This window comes from Cupriavidus sp. JZ107 (genome assembly GCF_053903255.1).
This window is the reverse complement of the sequence record NZ_CP096480.1, coordinates 484,960-502,534: the sequence shown is the minus strand read 5'-3', so window position 1 is coordinate 502,534 and position 17,575 is coordinate 484,960. Positions and strand designations below refer to the sequence as shown.

Genomic DNA, 17,575 nt, shown 5'->3' with positions numbered 1-17,575 from the left:
GCTTACGGCTCCAGCTTGACCTTCATCCAGCCCGGCTGGCGCAGGTCGAACGCCTCGTAGGCCTGCAGCGCGCCGGTCAGTGGCTCGGTCTGCGTCAACACCTCCGCGGGATCGATCACGCCGGCGCGTACCAGGTCGACCAGCTCCGGCAAGATCGCGCGGTGATTGCAGTTGCCCATCTTCAGCGTCAGGTTCTTGTTCATTGCCTTGCCGATCGGAAAGGTCTCGTGCGCCTCGGGATAGACGCCGATGATCGACAGCGTGCCGGCCTTGGCAAGCGCCTCGACCGACCACTTCAGCACCTCGGAAGGACCGTCGCCGGGCTGCCATAACGAGGGCTGCGCGGTAGAACCGTCTCCATCGGCATGCCGGCGCTGCGCGTCGATGCCGACCGCATCGATGGCGCGGTCGGCGCCGATGCCGCCGGTCAGCCGCAGGATCGCCTGCACCGGATCCTCGCGATTGAAGTCGATGGCCTCGGCGCCCTGCGCCTGGGCCGCCTCGAGCCGCGACGGAATATGGTCGACGGCGAGAATGCGCGATGCGCCGAGCAGATGCGCCGATACGATCGCGAACTGCCCGACCGGTCCGCAGCCGAACACGACCACGGTATCGCCGCGCCGGATCTCGGCCAGTTGCGCACCGAAATAGCCGGTCGGAAAAATGTCCGACATCAGGATGGCCTGGTCGTCGCTGATCTCGTCGGGCAGCTTGATCGCGCCGATATTGGCAAAGGGAATCCGCGCATATTCGGCTTGCAGGCCGTGGAAGGGACCGGTGGTCTGCGGTCCGCCGAAGAACGCCGTGCCCGCGCGCATGCCGTTGGGATTCGCGTTGTCGCACTGCGCGTGATAGCCGCTGCGGCAGTAGCTGCAGTAGCCGCAGGCGATCGTGGAGGGAATCACGACCCGATCGCCGGGCCGCAGATTGTTGACGTCCTGTCCGACCTCGGTGACCACGCCGACGCCCTCATGGCCGAGGATGGTGCCCGGCCGCATGCCGGGCATGGTGCCGCGAACCATGTGCAGGTCGGTGCCGCATATGGCGCTGGCGGTCAATTCGATCAATGCGTCGGTCGGCGCCTGCAGCACCGGATCGGACACATCGTCCAGGCGTATATCGCCGACTCCGTGGAATACGACAGCTTTCATCGCGCAACTCCGCAATCGTGGGTTGACGCGGTCCGACCCGCCGGACCGCAACGTCACGGCAGGACGCAAGTTGCATTCCGGGGAAGCCGGGCGATGGAAGGCTGGGGGCTGGGCTGGTAGCGGGGGTGGTAGCGGGCCGGAAGCTGCGTGTGAAGGCGCGATGGTCGCGCTTACGCGGCGCCGAACAGCGCGTCGCGGCAATGGGTCATCGCGTCGCGGATCATGAAATTGACCAGGGTCGGGGATACGCCGAGGATGGCTGCAATCTCCTTCTGCGTCATCCCGCGAATGCGATACATCTCAAAGGCTTTCTGGGTACGCTCGGGGAGTTCGGCCAGCGCGCCGGCGACCGTGCCGAGCGCTTCGCGGCCCAGCGTGATCGACTCCGGCGACAACGCGTCGCTGGCCACCAGCAGTCCGTCTTCCTCGCAGGCCGCGTGTCGTTGCTCGAGCGCCGCGCGCCGGTGCCGGTCGATGGCCAGATTGCGCACCGTCTGGAACAGGTAGCCGACCGGCTGCCGGACCACGATGGCGCTCTCCTGGTCCATCAGCTTGAGGAAGGTGTCCTGGACCACGTCCTCGGCGCCGGCACGACATCCCAGGATGCGCGCCGCGGCGTCGATCAGGGCCCGGCGATAGCTGAGGAAGGTACCGAACAGTTCCTGGCTCATATGGCGCGGCTGGTGCGCCTCGACAGGCGTCCGGACCTCGTTGATCGGTTGCTCGGTCATTTCGTGCCCCCTCCCAGAAGAAACCGACGGACATGCTAACGCAAATGCGACTCATTCGCAATTATAGCGACATGCCCGTGCGATTCGAAGAGGCAATGTGTAAAGGTTGGTGGCGGCGGACAAGGTTGGTGGCTGCGGACGACTATCGCCAGAGCCAATCTTTCTCCGCTCTCGCGCTTGCGGGAGAGGGGACGGGGGAGAGGGCATCGACATTCGCAATCGCCACCGCGGAGCGCAACGGCCCTCTGCCCTCTCCCCAACCCTCTCCCGCAAGCGGGAGAGGGAGTCAGCCATCGCGAGCGCGGACCCTGTCAGCCGAGACGCGAAGGGCGCTGCCCGGTTGTGCGCGGCATGCGGGCTTCGAGGGCCGCCTGGATCGACGGGGTCACGGCACCGGTGGCCTGCCACACGGCGCAGGCCTGGCGAAACGATTCGATGTGCTCGGGCGACTGGTCGAGCCATTCGAGCAGGCGTTGTTCGGCGCTGGCGTCGAGCATGCCGTCCCGCATCAGCATCACCCAGTCGAGCGCTTGTTGCCAGGCGATGTCGTTGCCCGGCGTTCGGTTCTGGACCACGTACAGCTCCCCTTGATGCGTTCTTGTGCGCCGATGTCATGCACCGGCGTCGTGTGACGCGATTGTAGCGGAGTCGCTGCCTGGGCACCGGCGCAACGGCCCCGTGTTTCATGCCGCGCGCTGCCGCTCGGTGGCGATCGCCACGCCCTCCGGCTCTGTGGCCGGTTGGGATTCGCCCCGGTATTCGCCCCGGTATTCGCCCCGGTATTCGCCCCGGTATTCGCCCCGGTATTCGCCCCGGTATTCGCGCTGGTCTTCGCTCCGGTGTTCGCCCCGCTGCTCGCGGATGCGGCCCTGTTCGAGCCGCACGACGCGATCGCCCGCATCGAAGTAGCGGTCGTCGTGCGAGATCACCAGCACCGCCTTGCCCTGCGCGCGCAGCGCCGGCACGATCTCGCGATAGAACACCGCCTTGAAGGCGGGGTCCTGATCGGCGGCCCATTCGTCGAGCACGATGACAGGCCGGTCCTCCAGGCAGGCCGCGACCAGCGCCAGGCGTTTGCGTTGACCTTGCGACAGCGCGCGCGTCGAGAACGCGCCGTCGCGCACGGTCACCTTGTGCTGCAGCTGCAGGCGCGCCAGCAGTTCGTTGGCGCGCGCATCCAGCGCCGTGTAGCCGACCGCGTTGGCACCCTCGCCGGCCGCGGCGCCCAACAGGCTGTCGAACAGATGAAAGTCCGAGAAGACCGCCGTGCATTGCTGGCGATGACGCTCGTGGCCCACGGCGTCGGTAATGGGCTCGCCATTGAGCAGCACGCTGCCTTGTTCGGGCGCATACAGGCCGACCAGCAGCTTGGCCAGCGTGGTCTTGCCGCTGCCATTGCCGCCAACCAGAAACACCACTTCGCCGGCGCGCAGCGACAGATCGATCGGCCCCAGCGTGAAGGCGCCGTCCTCGCCGTCGCGGAAATAGCGATGCGTGACGCCCCGCAAGGCGAGTTCGACGAACGGCCGGCGCTCATCGGCCGCATCGGCCGCATCGCCCAGGCCTGGCTCCACCGCCAGCGGCCCGGTGGTATCCGCGATCCGTTGATAGGCGATACGCGCCAGATTGAGCTGCGGCAGGCTGTTCAGCAGGCCCTCCAGCGGCGCCATCATGTAGAGGAACACCAGCGTATAGCCGCTGGCGACGGCGGCATCCGCACCCAGCGGCCGCTGCACGACGAACAGGATGATGCCGATCACCGCGAAGAACAGCGTGCTGCCGATCGTCAGCGACAGATACAGCAGCGACAAGCCCTGCGTGCGGTTGGTCCTGACCGCATCGATCGCCTCGGCCAGCGGCCCGCTGGCGAACGCCTCGCGGCGCTGGCGATGCAGCTTCAGCTCCTTGGCGCCCGCGAAAATCGCGCCGAAGCGTTCGATCAGCACGTCGTGCCATCTGCCGGCGTCGCGCAGATAGCGCTGCGAACGCTTGCGGCTGAGCCGGTAGCAAATCGAGCCGGTCAGCACGGCAACGAGCGCGAACAGGAACACCTGCCAGGACAGATAGGCCAGATACGCCAGGCAGCCGAGCACGATGGTGCCGTTCATCACCACGAACGGCAGCGCGACCAGCAGCGTGGCGACCTGATTGGTGTCTTCGCCCAGCAGCGCGAGCCCGCGTCCCGGGCCAACCCGTTCGAGTTCGGCATAGGGCGAGGCCAGCAGCCGGCCGGCGATATGCTCGCGCAAGCTGGCGAGCACCGTCTGGTTCAGCCGCACGAACAGCATCAGCGCGGCGGTACGGCACAGCAGCACGGCCACGGCCAGCGCCGCGAACCGTAGCCCCAACGCGGCCAACTGGTCCGCAGGCGTCGACAACGCGCGGTTGATGGTGGCGATCAGCCCCACCGAGGCCGCGCCACCACCCAGGCTGGCCACGATGGCGAACGCCAGCAGATGGCCCGAGGCCCGGAACAACACATTGCGCAGCGAGGGAAAGGCGGACACGGTCGGCGGCTCCACGAGGAAGAGGTCTCCTTCCTGTGACGAACGACGATGTCCGCGAATTAGCTACCGTGACGCAGGGGCTCGCTGGAGGCAACCGGCGCGATTGCCACCTCAGCTTGCAACACGCCTGTCGTCCCCGCGCACGCGGGGACCCAGCGGCTCTCTACGCCGCTGGATTCCCGCATGCGCGGGAATGACATATGGGCGCGGCGCGCCTTGCGGCGTGCACCCTCACCAGCGATACGTCGCGGTGGCCAGGATGTTGCGGCGGTAGCCGTAATAGCAGGTCGTCGCGCTGCCGCACTGCCCGACGTATTCCTTGTCGAGCAGATTGGTCGCGGTCAACGCAAAACGCCAATGCTGGTCGAGCGTGTAGTGGATCGCGGCATCGGCCAGCCACACCGACGACACCTTGAAGGTATTGGCCGCATCGCCCCAGGTCGAGCCGATGTAGCGCGCGCCGGCCCCCATGCCGAGACCGCGCAGCATGCCGCCGCGCATCGTGTAGTCGACCCACAGCGCGGCCGTATGGCGCGGCCGGTTGGTCGGCGTCTTGCCGAGGTCCGGACCGTTGCTCTTGGTCGTCTCCATATTCATCAAGGTGTACGAGCCGATCGCCTTTAAGCCGTTCTGGAAGTCCATCGTGCCTTCCAGCTCGAAGCCGCGCGAGCGGATCTCGCCGGTCTGGATCTGGAAATTGGTGCCGGCCGGACGGCCCGGGTCCGGCGTCAGCACGTCCTGCTGCCGCAGGTCGTAGACCGCGGCGGTAATGAAGCTGTTGCTGCCCGGCGGCTGGAACTTGACCCCCAGCTCCGTCTGCTTGCCGGTGGTCGGCTTGAACGGCGAGCCCTGGCGGTCGGTGCCGGCCTGCGGCTGGAACGAGGTCGAATAGCTGACGTATGGCGTGATGCCGTACGGCGCCTGGTACAGCAGGCCGAGGCGATAGGTGAAGTCGTCCTGGTCGATCGGCGTCGTCGTGACGGTGCGGGCGTTGGTCGCGGTGACGATGCGGGTCGACGTCGTATCGGAGCTCGCCCAGTCCTTGCGGCCGCCGGCGACGAAGGTCAGCCGCTCGGTCAGCTTCATCTGATCCTGGAAATAGATGCCGAGCTGGCGCTGGGTCTGCTCCGCATTGGTGTACGAGGCGATCGGGTTGATCCTGGCGCCGTAGACCGGATTCCACGGATCGATCAGGCCCAGCGGCGGCGTGCCTACCGTGCCGAAGCCTTGCTTGTCGTCGAACTTGCCATGCTGGTAATCCACGCCGACCAGCACTTTGTGCCGGACCGGCCCGGTACTGAAGTCCGCCTGCAGCTGGGTATCGACGCCGATCGTATCGAGCTTGCCGCCGGCATCGAGCGAACCGCGCCGCAGTTGCTGCTGCGCCGCCGAGTTCCAGCCCACCGCATAGACCCCGGTATAGGTCAGGTCGCTGTGCATGTAGCGCACGTTCTGCCGTACGCGGAAGGTGTCGTTGAAGCGATGCTCGAAGGCGTAGCCGATCGCGTATTCCTCGCGGTCGAAGGTATTGAAGCCCGGCTCGCCGGTGAAGAACCCGACCGGGATCCTGCGGCCGTTCACCGTCGGAATGACCGTGCCCTCGCGCGGCAGGAAGTTGATCGCGGTGCCCTGCTTGTCGCGTTGGTAGTGCGTCAGCAGCGTGAAGGTGGTATCGGCGGAGGGGCGGAACGTCAAGGCGGGCGCAATGAAGATGCGGTCGTCCTTGGCATGCTCGGTCTGCGTATCGCTCTTGCGGAACAGGCCGGTCAGCCGATAGAGCACGGTCTGGTTGCTGTCCACCGCGCCGGACAGGTCGAAGCTGGCCTGCTTCCGATTGTGCGAACCATATTGCAGATTGACCTCGCGCAGCGTCTCGGCGGTCGGCCGCTTGCTGACCAGGTTGATGAGGCCGCCCGGCGCGTTGGCGCCGTACAGCACCGAACTGGGGCCGCGCAGCAGCTCGACGCGCTCGAGCCCATAGGTGTCGACACGCGGCATGAGGTAGCCGCTCGTGTAGTAGTTGATGTACAGGCCGTCGAGATACTGCCGCGCGGGGAAGCCGCGGATCACCGGCTTGTCATAGCGCGACTCGACCACGTTGTCGCCGACCACGCCGGCCGAATAGGCGAAGGCCTCGGACACGTTCTGCACGCCGCGGTCTTCCATCTGCTCGCGCGTGATCACCGAAATCGACTGCGGCGTCTCCGCCAACGGCGTATCGGTCTTGGTCGCGGTGACGCTGCGCCGGGCGACATAGCCGCCCACCGGGCCGGTTCCCGTCTCCGACCCGGTGGCCCTGACGGTGACCTCTGGCAATTGGCCCGTCACGGGCTGGCCCGCCGGCGCCGCCTGCTCCTGTGCATGCGCGCTGCCCGCCAGCGCAAACAACATCACTACCGCCCGCCGAACCTCCGTCCGCCGGCAATCGAACACCCGTTGCATGAGACTCCCCTTCTTTTTGGATCGCGTTCGCCCGGCACGCAAAAAGGCTCGCCGTAATGCGTCTGCGAATGATAATGATTCGTAATTATTACGTGAGTGACGGAAAAACGGCAATAGGGAGCGTGAAAAGGGGAATTGGCGGCTGATCGGCACAGAAAGGGGGCGACGCTAATTTCGGCGGTGGGCGGTTCGTCTCTCGTTGAAGGCGGCGTTCCAGCAACGACGCTTGCTTCGATACGCATCGATTCGGCCCCGCCCTGGCCTGGAGATCCTGTTGATTGCCGAACTCGCACCCTTCTTTCCCGGCCCGCTGCGGCGCTTCGGCGAAGGGGTCACCACGGCGCCGGCCGGCGTCAATGCGGTGCCGGGAAGCCTGTTCGCAGAGCCGGCGGCATTGCGGCAACGGCTGGCCGAATACCGCGACACCATCGGAGCCGAACACGAGCGCGCCCCGCCCGCGCTGGCGTCGTGGTGGGCCCGGCACTACTGCGTGGTGCTGGTGCCGCCGGTGCTGGTCGCGGCGGCAGCGCTCGGCCGAACGGTGCCGGTAACGCTGGACGAGGTCGATATCGCCTTCGGTCCGGACGGTCTGGTGTCACGCATCCACCTGCGTTCGCCGGCGCTCGGCCAGGGCGCGGCAACGCTGGACGAAACGCTGGGCGCCATGACGCACCACCATCTGGCGCCGGTGTTCGCCACGCTGTCGGCGCTGACCCGTGCCTCGCCGCGCGTGCTGTGGAGCCACGCGGCCGAGTTCGTCCAATACGTCGGCATGAACCTGCTCGCCCATCCGGCACTGGATGGGCGACGCCGCGACTCGCTGGCGCAGTGGCTGCGCCAGGACCGGGGCGCCGACGGCCGGCCGCATCCCTATCGCGCCGCCTATCTGCACCGCCCGCAGGCGGACGGCGGCGAACGTCGCGTGCGCCGCGTCTGCTGCCTGAAGTACCGGCTCGACGGCGACGATTACTGCGGCACCTGTCCGCTGCGCGCCGAGTGCGCGGCATTGTGCTGATCGAAGTCACGCCGCGCTAAATTCCCCGCCTCTCCCTTCGTCCTCCTTCTGTCGGACGTGCTGGTGCAGCACCGGTCCATCGATTCGCAAAAGGACAGCAATGCAAGGCGAGACGCTGCTCGACCATTTGATCCAACACGCGACAAGCCGCGCCGATGCGACGGCACTGACGGTGCTGGACGAGGACCACCCCGAAGGCACGCCCTACCGCTATCGCGACCTGCTCGCGCGAGCGGCGGCCTACGCTGCCCGGCTGAGCGAGGTCGCCCAGCCCGGCGAGCGCGCGATGATCGTGCTCGATACCGGCATCGACTATGTCAGCGCGTTTCTCGGCTGCCTGCTGGCGCGCGTGATCGCGGTGCCGGCTTTCCCGCCCGAATCGATGCGGCCGCAGCATCTGGCCCGGCTCAACGCCATCGCCGCCGATGCGCAGCCCGCTGTCGTCGTGGTCGACGACGGACTTGCCGGCGAATGGGCGAGCGGACGCTCCGCCAGCCTGCAGACGCGCGTCGTCACCGTATCGTCGGTCCGGCAATCGCCCCCGGAGACGACCCTTTCGTACGCAAAGGCCTGGGCCGCATCGGTCAGCCCTGACGCCGTTGCCTTCCTGCAGTACACCTCCGGTTCGACCGCGACCCCGAAGGGGGTGATGGTGACGCACGCCAATATCGTCGCCAACCAGGCGGCCATCGCCCACCAGTTCGGCACCACGGCCGGCGACGTGATGGTCAGCTGGCTGCCGCTCTATCACGACATGGGCCTGGTCGGTGGACTGTTGCATCCGCTCTATGGCGGCATGCCGCTGGTGCTGATGTCGCCGACGTATTTCCTGCAGCGGCCGCGCCGCTGGCTGGAGGCAATCGACCGATTCGGCGGCACCGTCAGCGGCGGTCCCGACTTCGCCTATCGGCTGTGCGTGGAGCGCGTGCGTTCGGCACAGGTGCCGACGCTTTCGCTGCGCAGCTGGCGTGTCGCCTTCTGCGGCGCCGAGCCGATCCGCGCCGAGACACTGGAACGGTTCGCCAGCCACTTCGCCGATGCCGGCCTCGACGCCAGCGCGCTCTATCCCTGCTATGGACTGGCGGAGGCAACGCTGCTTGCCACCGGCGGGCGTCCCGGCGAAGGTGCCACGATGGTCGGTTTCGACGAGGCGGCGCTGGCCGCGGGATGTGCCGTGGCATCGCACGATGGCGACGGTACTCGGCTCGTGGCCTGCGGCGATGCGGCCCCGGACCACCGCATCGAGATCCGCCATGTCGAACATGGACAGCCGGTTCCGGACGGCGAGGTCGGCGAGATCTGCATCAGCGGGCCGAGCGTGACGGCGGGCTACTGGCAGCACCCCGAGGCCACTGCGAACACATTTGCCCATCACGACGATGCCGCATCTCGCCATCTGCGCACGGGCGACCTCGGCTTCCTGCACGACGGCAGGCTCTATGTCGCCGGACGGTTGAAGGACCTGATCATCGTCCGCGGACACAACCTGTATCCGCAGGACATCGAAATCGCGGTCGAAGCCGCGGTCGAGGTCGTGCGCAAGGGCCGGGTCGCCGCCTTCGCGTTCCCATCGCCAGACGGGCAGGTCGAAACGATCGGCATCGCGGCCGAGATTGCGCGCAGCATCCAGAAGTTCGGCTCTCCGGAGGCGGTGGAGGCGGCCATTCGCGAGGCGGTGGCCCAATGCTGCGGCGAGCCGCCGGGCCTGGTGCTGCTGCTGCAGCCCGGCGAACTGCCGAAGACCACCAGCGGCAAGCTGCAACGCTCGCGCTGCCTGCCGGCCTGGCGCAGCGGCGATCTGGCGCTGTGGGCGGCATTCGAATCGGGGCGGCGGCTCGCATCGGGTCCATCGTCGGTCGCCACCGCGAACGCCAACGCCGTGGCGCTGCAGGGCACGGAGGCGACACTGGCGGAGCTCTGGCAGGAAGTGCTCGCCATCCGGCCGGCATCGGCCGACGACAACTTCTTCGCGATGGGCGGCAATTCGGTGCGCGCAACCCAACTGGTGTCGAGAATCCGGGAGCGGTTGCATCGTGGCTACGCGTTGGCGCACCTGTTCGCCGATGGGTCGCTGCGGGCCAACGCGGCGGTCATCGACGGGTTGCTGGCTCGCGACGAGGGTCAGGACTCGGCGAAGGAAGGGTCCATTGCGCGCCGGCCAGACAGCGAACTGGCGCCGCTGTCCCCGGTGCAACGGGGCCTGTGGGTGCTGTGGTCGATGCAGCCGGGCAGCGGCGCCTACAACGTCTCCGGTGTGCTGAATCTGCACGGGCGTTTCGACCGGATCGCGCTGCAACGCGCGGTCGACGCACTGGTCGCCCGGCACGAGGGGCTGCGCACGCGCTTCGAACTGGACCCGCATGAGGAACCGCGGCAACGGGTACTGCCCGCCGGCCCCTGCCCGATTGCGGTACTGGATCTGGGCGAGCACGGGCCCGACGCCGCGGCCCGGGCGCAAGCAAAAGCCCGCGAGCTCAGCGCCGAGCCGTTCGACCTGCTGGCCGCGGCACCATTGCGCGTCGCGCAACTGCGAGTCGCGGAAGACCAGGAATGGCTGTCGATCACGGTCCACCATATCGTGTCGGATGGCTGGTCGATGAATGTGGCGATCGACGAGTTTTGCCGGCTGTACGAGGGTTTCGCGGCAGATCGTCCCGTCGAGTTGCCGCCGCTCGCGATCCGCTACGCCGACTATGCCGTCTGGCATGCGGATCGCCTGGAGGCCGGCGAGCGTGACCGTCAACTCGCCTACTGGAAGGATCGCCTCGGCGACCAGTCCCTTGTACTGGAACTTCCGAGCGATCGGCCGCGCCCCGCGGTGCAAAGCCATCGCGGCGACGCGGTGCCGTTCATGCTGGACGACACGTTGACGGCGAGCTTGCGCGGCATCGCGCTGGAAGCAAAGACGACGATGTTTGCGGTGCTGTTGGCCGCCTTCCAGACGCTGCTGTACCGCTACACGGGGCAGCGCGATGTCCGGGTTGGCGTGCCGGTCGCCAATCGCGGCAGCGTCGAGACCGAGGCCCTGATCGGCTGCTTCGTCAATACGCTGGTCGTGCGCACGGACATCGACGGCAGCATGCCGTGGGACGCGCTGCTCCGTGGGCTGCATCAGACGATGATCGAGTCGCAGGGATACCGCGACCTGCCCTTCGAACAGCTGGTCGAGGCGCTGCAGCCGGAACGCAGCCTCGCCCACAACCCGCTGTTCCAGGTCAAGTTCAACCTGGCGCTGCCGATTGCGGTTCCCAAACAGTTGGCCGGCCACGTCGTCACGGCCGAACAGATCGAAGGCGATGTCACGCGCTTCGATATCGCGTTGGATCTGGTAGAGAGAGAAGACGGCATCGCGGGCCGGTTCGGCTACGCCACCGATCTGTTCGATCGCGGCACCATCGAGCGGATGCGTCAGCACTATGTCGGCATCCTCGAACAGATTGCTTCGACACCGACCGTTCGCGTTGGTGAGCTGGCGCTCGACAATGAGGACGGGCAGCTCGTTGGCGAGGCGGTGACATCGGCTCCGGCCGATGTGCTCGCGGCATGGCGGCGGAACGCTGACGCTGATCCTTCCGCCCTCGCACTGCAATATGAGGATCAGGTGCTGTCCCGGGGCGAGACCGACCGGATGGCCAATGGGATCGCCGCGGCGCTGATCGAGCGCGGCGTTGGGCGCGAGGCGCGGGTTGGGCTCTGTGTCGAGCGCTCGCCTGCATTCGTTACCGGCCTGCTCGGCATCCTGAAGGCCGGAGCCGTCTGTGTGCCGCTCGATCCGGCACAGCCTGCCGAGCGCTTGCGGCAGCTGCTCGACGATGCCGGAGCTCACGTTGTCGTTGGCTTCGTGCCCGGCGTCGATTGCATCGATCCGGCGTCTGTGGCGCCGGTGGACGACGCCCCTGCCGTCTCGCTGCTTCCGGGCCAGGCCGCTTATCTGATCTACACCTCTGGCTCGACCGGTACCCCGAAAGGCGTGGTCGTCAGTCATGACGCGTTGGCGCACTACGTCTGCGGCGTGCTGCACCGGCTGCAACTGCCGGCCGATGCCTCGATGGCAATGGTCTCGACCACGGCCGCAGACTTGGGCCATACCGTATTGTTCGGTGCCCTCTGCAGTGGCCGGACCCTGCACCTGATCTCGCGCGAACGGGGCTTCGATCCGGATCGGTTTGCTGAGTACATGGCGCAGCACCGTGTCGGCGTGCTCAAGATCGTACCGAGTCATCTGCGCGGGCTGCTGCAGGCCAGGCAGCCCGCCGATGTTCTGCCCGAGCAGGCACTGATTCTCGGTGGCGAAGCGACCTCAGCCGAGCTGGCTCGCACGGTCCGCGACCTGAAACCTCACTGCCGGCTGTTCAACCACTACGGACCGACGGAAACCACCGTCGGCGTACTGACGCATGAAGCTGTGTCCCTGCCCGAGCGGCAGCTACCTACCGGCACCCCGCTGCCCGGCTCGCGCGTGTACGTGCTGGACGCCGACCTGAACCCGGTACCGACCGGCATCGTCGGTGAGCTCTATATAGCCGGACCGCAGCTGGCCCGCGGCTACCTTGGACGGCCCGGGCTCACTGCCGAACGCTTCTTGCCCGATCCCTTCACCTCCGGCGCACGGATGTACCGCACCGGCGATCGCGTCAAGCAGGATGCGGACGGCCGGATTGAATACCTGGGCCGTCAGGACGAACAGGTCAAGATCCGCGGCTACCGCGTCGAACTCGGCGAAGTCGCCCATCTGCTGCGGTCCCAGCCGGGGGTCAAGGACGCCGCGGTGATCGTTCACGAGGAGAGGCTGGTCGCCTACTGCGTGCTGGACGCCGTCGACACCGCGACGATCAAGGACCGGCTCAAGGCACAACTTCCCGACCATATGGTGCCGGCTCAGATCATCGCGCTCGAGCGGCTCCCGGTCACGCCCAACGGCAAGCTCGACCGCCGCGCCCTGCCCGCCCCGGTATGGGAAGCCGAGGGCTACGTCGCCCCGCGCAACGATACCGAGGCCCTGCTTGCGCAAGTCTGGCAAGACGTCCTCGGCGTCGAGCGCGTCGGCGCGACCGACAACTTCTTCGAGCTTGGCGGCGACTCGATCCTGTCGATCCAATCGGTCAGTCGCGCACGCCGCCTCGGCCTGCGTTTCACGCCAAAAGACCTGTTCCTGCATCAGACCGTGCAGGCGCTGGCACAGGTGACCAAGCGCGATGAGGCGAATCGGCGCGTCGACGACAAGCCGACCGGCGACGCACCACTGCTGCCGATTCAGCGGGCGTTCTTCGAGGCGCCGATCCCGAATCGAAACCATTGGAATCAATCGATTCTGCTGCGTCCCACGGCGCCGCTCGATCCGGACGCCCTGCGCAGCGCGCTGACGGCACTGGTCGGCCATCACGATGCATTGCGGCTGCGCTACCGCGAGCAGGACGGGCAATGGCGGCAACACTACACCGCGCCAGGCGATAGCGAACTGCTGTGGCAGCAGCAAGTGGACGAGGCCGACTCCATCGCTGCACACTGCGATCGTGCTCAACGGAGCCTGGATCTGGCACAGGGGCCATTGCTGCGCGCGCTGCATCTTCAATTGCCGGATGGCAGCGAGCGCCTGCTGCTCGCCATCCACCACCTTGTCGTCGATGGCGTCTCGTGGCGCATCCTGCTGGAGGACCTGCAGCAAGCGTACCGGCTCGCGCAGCAGCGCCAGCCGATCGCGCTGCCGGCCAAGACCGCGTCTTACAAGGCCTGGTCACAGGCGTTAGCGCAGCACGCAAACTCGGACGGGGTCATCCAGCAGGCCGACTATTGGCATGCCCAGCAAGGACCTGAGCTGCCTTGCGATCACGCCGTGGGGAACGATCACATTGGCGATGCCGCGACGCTGACGCTTCAGCTGTCGGCCGAGCAGACACAACGGCTGCTGAAGCAGGCACCGGCCGCCTACCGAACGCAGATCAACGACCTGCTGCTGAGCGCGCTTGCGCAGGCGGTTGGCCAATGGGCCGGCCTCGATCGCGCTGCCGTGCTGCTTGAAGGGCATGGCCGGGAGGCCTTGCGCGCGACGCCGGATATTGGCCGCACCGTTGGCTGGTTCACGACGATGTTCCCGGTAGTGCTGCCCTCGGCCTCGGACGCCGCGGCGAGCATCAAGTCTGTCAAGGAGACGCTGCGGGGCGTTCCGGACCATGGCATCGGCTACGGCCTGCTGCGGCATCTCGGGCCGCAGGCCATCCGCGACCGACTCGCGTCCTGCGCCCTGCCCCGCATCACGTTCAACTATCTCGGCCAGTTCGACCAAAGCCTCGGTGCTGACGCGCTGTTCGACTTCGCCGAAGAACCGTGCGGAGCCAGCCGCGACCCGCAGGCCCCGCTCGGCAACTGGATCACGATCAACGGCCAGGTGTCCGGCGGCGCGCTGTCGCTGGCGGTCAGCTTCAGCACCGCGCGCTACCGGCATGACACCATCGCTTCGCTGGTAGAGGCCTATCGGCAGGCGCTGGAGGCTACCATCGACCATTGCGTCAGCGTGCCGGCCGGTGCGCTGACGCCGTCCGACGTCCCGCTCGCCGGCCTGACTCAGGATCAGCTCGATCGCCTCGACGGCCGCCAGATCGAGGACCTGTATCCGCTGACGCCGATGCAGCACGGCATGCTGTTCCACTCGCTATACGCGCCCGAGGCCGGGCTTTACGTCAACCAGCTAGCCATTACGCTCGACGGCCTCGACGCCGATCGCTTCGGCGCGGCCTGGGACGAGACGGTGGCGCGCCACGAGATCCTGCGTACCGGCTTTGTCTGGATCGACGGGCAGGCGATGCAGGCGGTCTATCGGCAGGTGCCTTCGCCGGTGCGCATCGATGCGCAGCGGCAGTGGAACGAATCCGAGTGCGAGGACGTCGCGCTCGCGGAACGTAAACAGGCCTTCTCGCTCGACACGCCTCCGCTGATGCGGGTGCGCCTTCTCTATCTTGGAGCGAACCGCTACCGCATGATCTGGACCAGCCACCATCTGCTGCTCGATGGCTGGAGCACGGCCCGATTGATCGGCGAAGTCCTGCAGCGCTACCACGGCCAGCCGGTCGAGGTCCCCGCATCCCGCTATCGCGACCACATCGGCTGGTTGCAGACGCACGACGTCGCCGCCAGCGAATCGTTCTGGCGCGGGCGGCTGCAAGCGCTCGACGAGCCGACGCGGCTGGCGTCCGCTCTTCCTGCGCCTGACGCCGGCACCGGTCATGCGACCTGCCGCACCACGCTCGATGCAGACGCCCTCGCCCGTATCCAACGCAGTGCCGCCAGCCAGCATCTGACGCTGAACACGCTGCTGCAGGCGGCCTGGGTCATCGTGCTGCAGCGCTATACCGGACGGCGTGCCGTCGCCTTTGGCGCCACCGTTGCCGGCCGGCCGGCAGCATTGCCCGGCGCCGAGGCGATGCTGGGCCTGTTCATCAATACGCTGCCGGTGATCCAGGCACCTGCACCGGACCAGCCCGTCGCCGACTGGCTGCAGGCGCTGCAAGCCGAAAACCTGGCCCTGCGCGAGCACGAACACGTGCCGCTGTACGAGATCCAGCGTTGGGCCGGCCAGGGCGGACACGCACTGTTCGACTCGATCCTGGTGTTCGAGAACTACCCCGTCGATGCCGCGCTGCGCCAGCGCGAGCAGAACGGCCTGAAGCTCGGCGAGATCAGCCATGCGGCGACCACCAACTATCCGCTGACGCTGGTGATTTCCGCCAGCGCGACCCTGGATATCGTGTGCAGCTATCAGTGCGAAGCGTTCTCGCACGCTGCCGTCGAGCAGCTGCAACGGCAATACATTGGCGTGCTGGAACAAATCGCCGCCGCCCCGGCCACGCGTATCGCCGAGTTGAAGTTGCTCGATACCGACCTTCACGCCCGATCGCAGGATGCGGATGCACCGGACCAGCGCTTCTCGAACGCCGAGGCCGTCCACGTCGCCATCGCCCGCCAAGCAGCCCGGCGCCCCGGCGCCATTGCCGTGCGTTGCGGCAACCGCGCCGCCAGCTACGGCGAACTCGATGCCGCCGCCACGCGTCTGGCCTATGCGTTGCATGCGGCCGGAGCGGGCCCGGAAACCGTGGTCGGCGTGGTGCTCGACCGCAGCCCTGACCTGATCGTGCGGCTGCTCGCCACGCTGAAGGCCGGCGCCGCTTACCTGCCCTTGGACCCTGAGCTGCCGGCTGCGCGTATCGAGCAGTTGCTGCGGGACGCCGGCGTCAAGCTCGTTGTTACATCCCGAGCCCTGAGCGGCCGGATCGATACCAGCCTGCCAACTATCGTCATGGAGGACATTGGTGAACCGCAGGCGGTGCGATTGCCCGACGTCGATCCGCGCCAGCTGGCCTACCTGATCTACACCTCCGGCTCGACCGGCACGCCCAAGGGCGTCGCTGTCGAACACGGCCCCCTGGCGATGCACTGCCACGCCACCGTCGAGCAGTACGGCATGGGGCCGGACGATCGGGAATTGCACTTCCTGTCGTTCAACTTCGACGGTGCCCACGAGCGCTGGCTGGTGCCGCTGATCGCCGGCGCCCAACTGGTGCTGCGTGACGACACCCTGTGGAGCGCCGAGCAGACCCTCGAAGCGATCGCCCGCGACGGCGTGACCAATGCCGGCTTCCCGCCTGCCTACTTGCAACGGCTCGCGGAGGCGGCCACCGAACCGGTACCGCTGCGCCTGCTGTCGTTTGGCGGCGAGGCGATGTCCCGGGAGGCCTTTGCCCGCATCAAGCAGAAGTTCCGCGCCGGCACGCTGATCAATGGCTACGGGCCAACCGAGGCCGTCGTCACGCCGCTGGCTTGGGTTGGGCAGCACGACACCGACTGCTCCAGCGCCTACGTGCCGATCGGCAAGCCGGTGGGCGACCGCACCGCCTATGTGCTCGACGCCGACCTCAACCCGGTGCCAGTTGGCGTGGCCGGCGAGCTGTATATCGGCGGCCTCGGTTTGGCGCGCGGCTATGTCGGCAAACCGGGCCTGACCGCGGAACGTTTCGTCCCCGACCCCTTCACCGCCGGCGCCCGGATGTACCGCACCGGCGATCTGGTGCGGCGCGGTCGCGACGGCAGCATCGAATACGTCGGCCGGCTCGACCATCAGGTCAAGATCCGGGGCTATCGCATCGAACTGGGCGAGATCGAGGCGCGGCTGCGCGCGCATGCAAGCGTGCGGGAAGCGGTGGTCGTCGCCCACGATGGCCCGAGTGGAAAGCAGCTGGTGGCTTATGCCGTTCCGGTCGAAGACCAGCCCGGCATCGGGGCCAAGTTGAGAACCTATCTGGAAGGCTGCCTGCCGCCCTATATGGTGCCGGCGCAGATCGTGCCGCTGAACCAGTTGCCGGTCACGTCCAACGGCAAGCTCGACCGCCGCGCGCTACCCGAGCCGGTATGGGAAACCCAGGTCTACGTGGCGCCGCGCAACTCCATCGAGGGCTTGTTGGCAACGATCTGGCAGGAAGTACTCGGCGTCGAGCGCGTCGGCATACACGATGACTTCTTTGAGCTCGGCGGCCACTCCCTGCTGCTGACGCAACTCGTATCCCGGCTGCATCGCAAGTTCGGCAACACGCTGACGCTGCGTCAGGCGATGGCGCTGCCCACCGTGGCCGACCTGGCCGACTACATCGCCCAGCAACAAGCGACCGGCGCTACGGTCAACGTCGCCAGCCAATTGCAGACCATCGACGACCTGATGGCCGACCTCGAGACTTCCTAATC

At 67.2% G+C, this 17,575-nt stretch carries 7 protein-coding genes; 2 read left to right on the top strand and 5 right to left on the bottom strand.

The genetic code is table 11. The features are described 5' to 3' along the window. Positions 1-2: 2 nt before the first annotated feature. From M1D55_RS02065 to M1D55_RS02045, 5 genes are all read right to left on the bottom strand, one after another. The gene (locus M1D55_RS02065) at positions 3-1,151 is read right to left on the bottom strand and encodes a zinc-dependent alcohol dehydrogenase (RefSeq protein WP_006575922.1); all 1,149 of its coding nucleotides are present in this window, start codon (positions 1,149-1,151) and stop codon (positions 3-5) included. Between the two features lie 170 nt (positions 1,152-1,321). Beyond that, positions 1,322-1,882: an RNA polymerase factor sigma-70 gene (locus tag M1D55_RS02060; protein WP_006575921.1), complete on the bottom strand. Its 561-nt coding sequence runs from the start codon at positions 1,880-1,882 to the stop codon at positions 1,322-1,324. Between the two features lie 311 nt (positions 1,883-2,193). After that, positions 2,194-2,457 (bottom strand): FecR/PupR family sigma factor regulator, encoded by a 264-nt coding sequence (locus M1D55_RS02055; RefSeq protein WP_232205297.1) that lies wholly within the window; start codon positions 2,455-2,457, stop codon positions 2,194-2,196. Between the two features lie 108 nt (positions 2,458-2,565). Further along, positions 2,566-4,389, bottom strand: a complete 1,824-nt coding sequence (locus M1D55_RS02050; RefSeq protein WP_456280962.1) for a cyclic peptide export ABC transporter — start codon at positions 4,387-4,389, stop codon at positions 2,566-2,568. Positions 4,390-4,620: 231 nt separating this feature from the next. After that, positions 4,621-6,780, bottom strand: a complete 2,160-nt coding sequence (locus M1D55_RS02045; RefSeq protein ID WP_456280961.1) for a TonB-dependent siderophore receptor — start codon at positions 6,778-6,780, stop codon at positions 4,621-4,623. A gap of 325 nt (positions 6,781-7,105) precedes the next feature. On the opposite strand from M1D55_RS02045, the gene fhuF reads away from it, so the two are divergent. Beyond that, the gene (gene fhuF / locus M1D55_RS02040) at positions 7,106-7,846 is read left to right on the top strand and encodes a siderophore-iron reductase FhuF (protein ID WP_456280960.1); all 741 of its coding nucleotides are present in this window, start codon (positions 7,106-7,108) and stop codon (positions 7,844-7,846) included. Positions 7,847-7,946: 100 nt separating this feature from the next. Beyond that, a complete protein-coding gene (locus M1D55_RS02035; RefSeq protein ID WP_456280959.1) occupies positions 7,947-17,573 on the top strand; it encodes an amino acid adenylation domain-containing protein in 9,627 nt (3,208 codons plus the stop codon). The last annotated feature ends 2 nt before the right edge of the window (positions 17,574-17,575 follow it).

Excerpts from the sequence above, each read along its gene's own strand:
- M1D55_RS02065 (WP_006575922.1), bottom strand. The coding sequence starts at position 1,151 with ATGAAAGCTGTCGTATTCCACGGAGTCGGCGATATACGCCTGGACGAT.
- M1D55_RS02060 (WP_006575921.1), bottom strand. The coding sequence starts at position 1,882 with ATGACCGAGCAACCGATCAACGAGGTCCGGACGCCTGTCGAGGCGCAC.
- M1D55_RS02045 (WP_456280961.1), bottom strand. The coding sequence starts at position 6,780 with ATGTTGTTTGCGCTGGCGGGCAGCGCGCATGCACAGGAGCAGGCGGCG.
- M1D55_RS02035 (WP_456280959.1), top strand. The coding sequence starts at position 7,947 with ATGCAAGGCGAGACGCTGCTCGACCATTTGATCCAACACGCGACAAGC.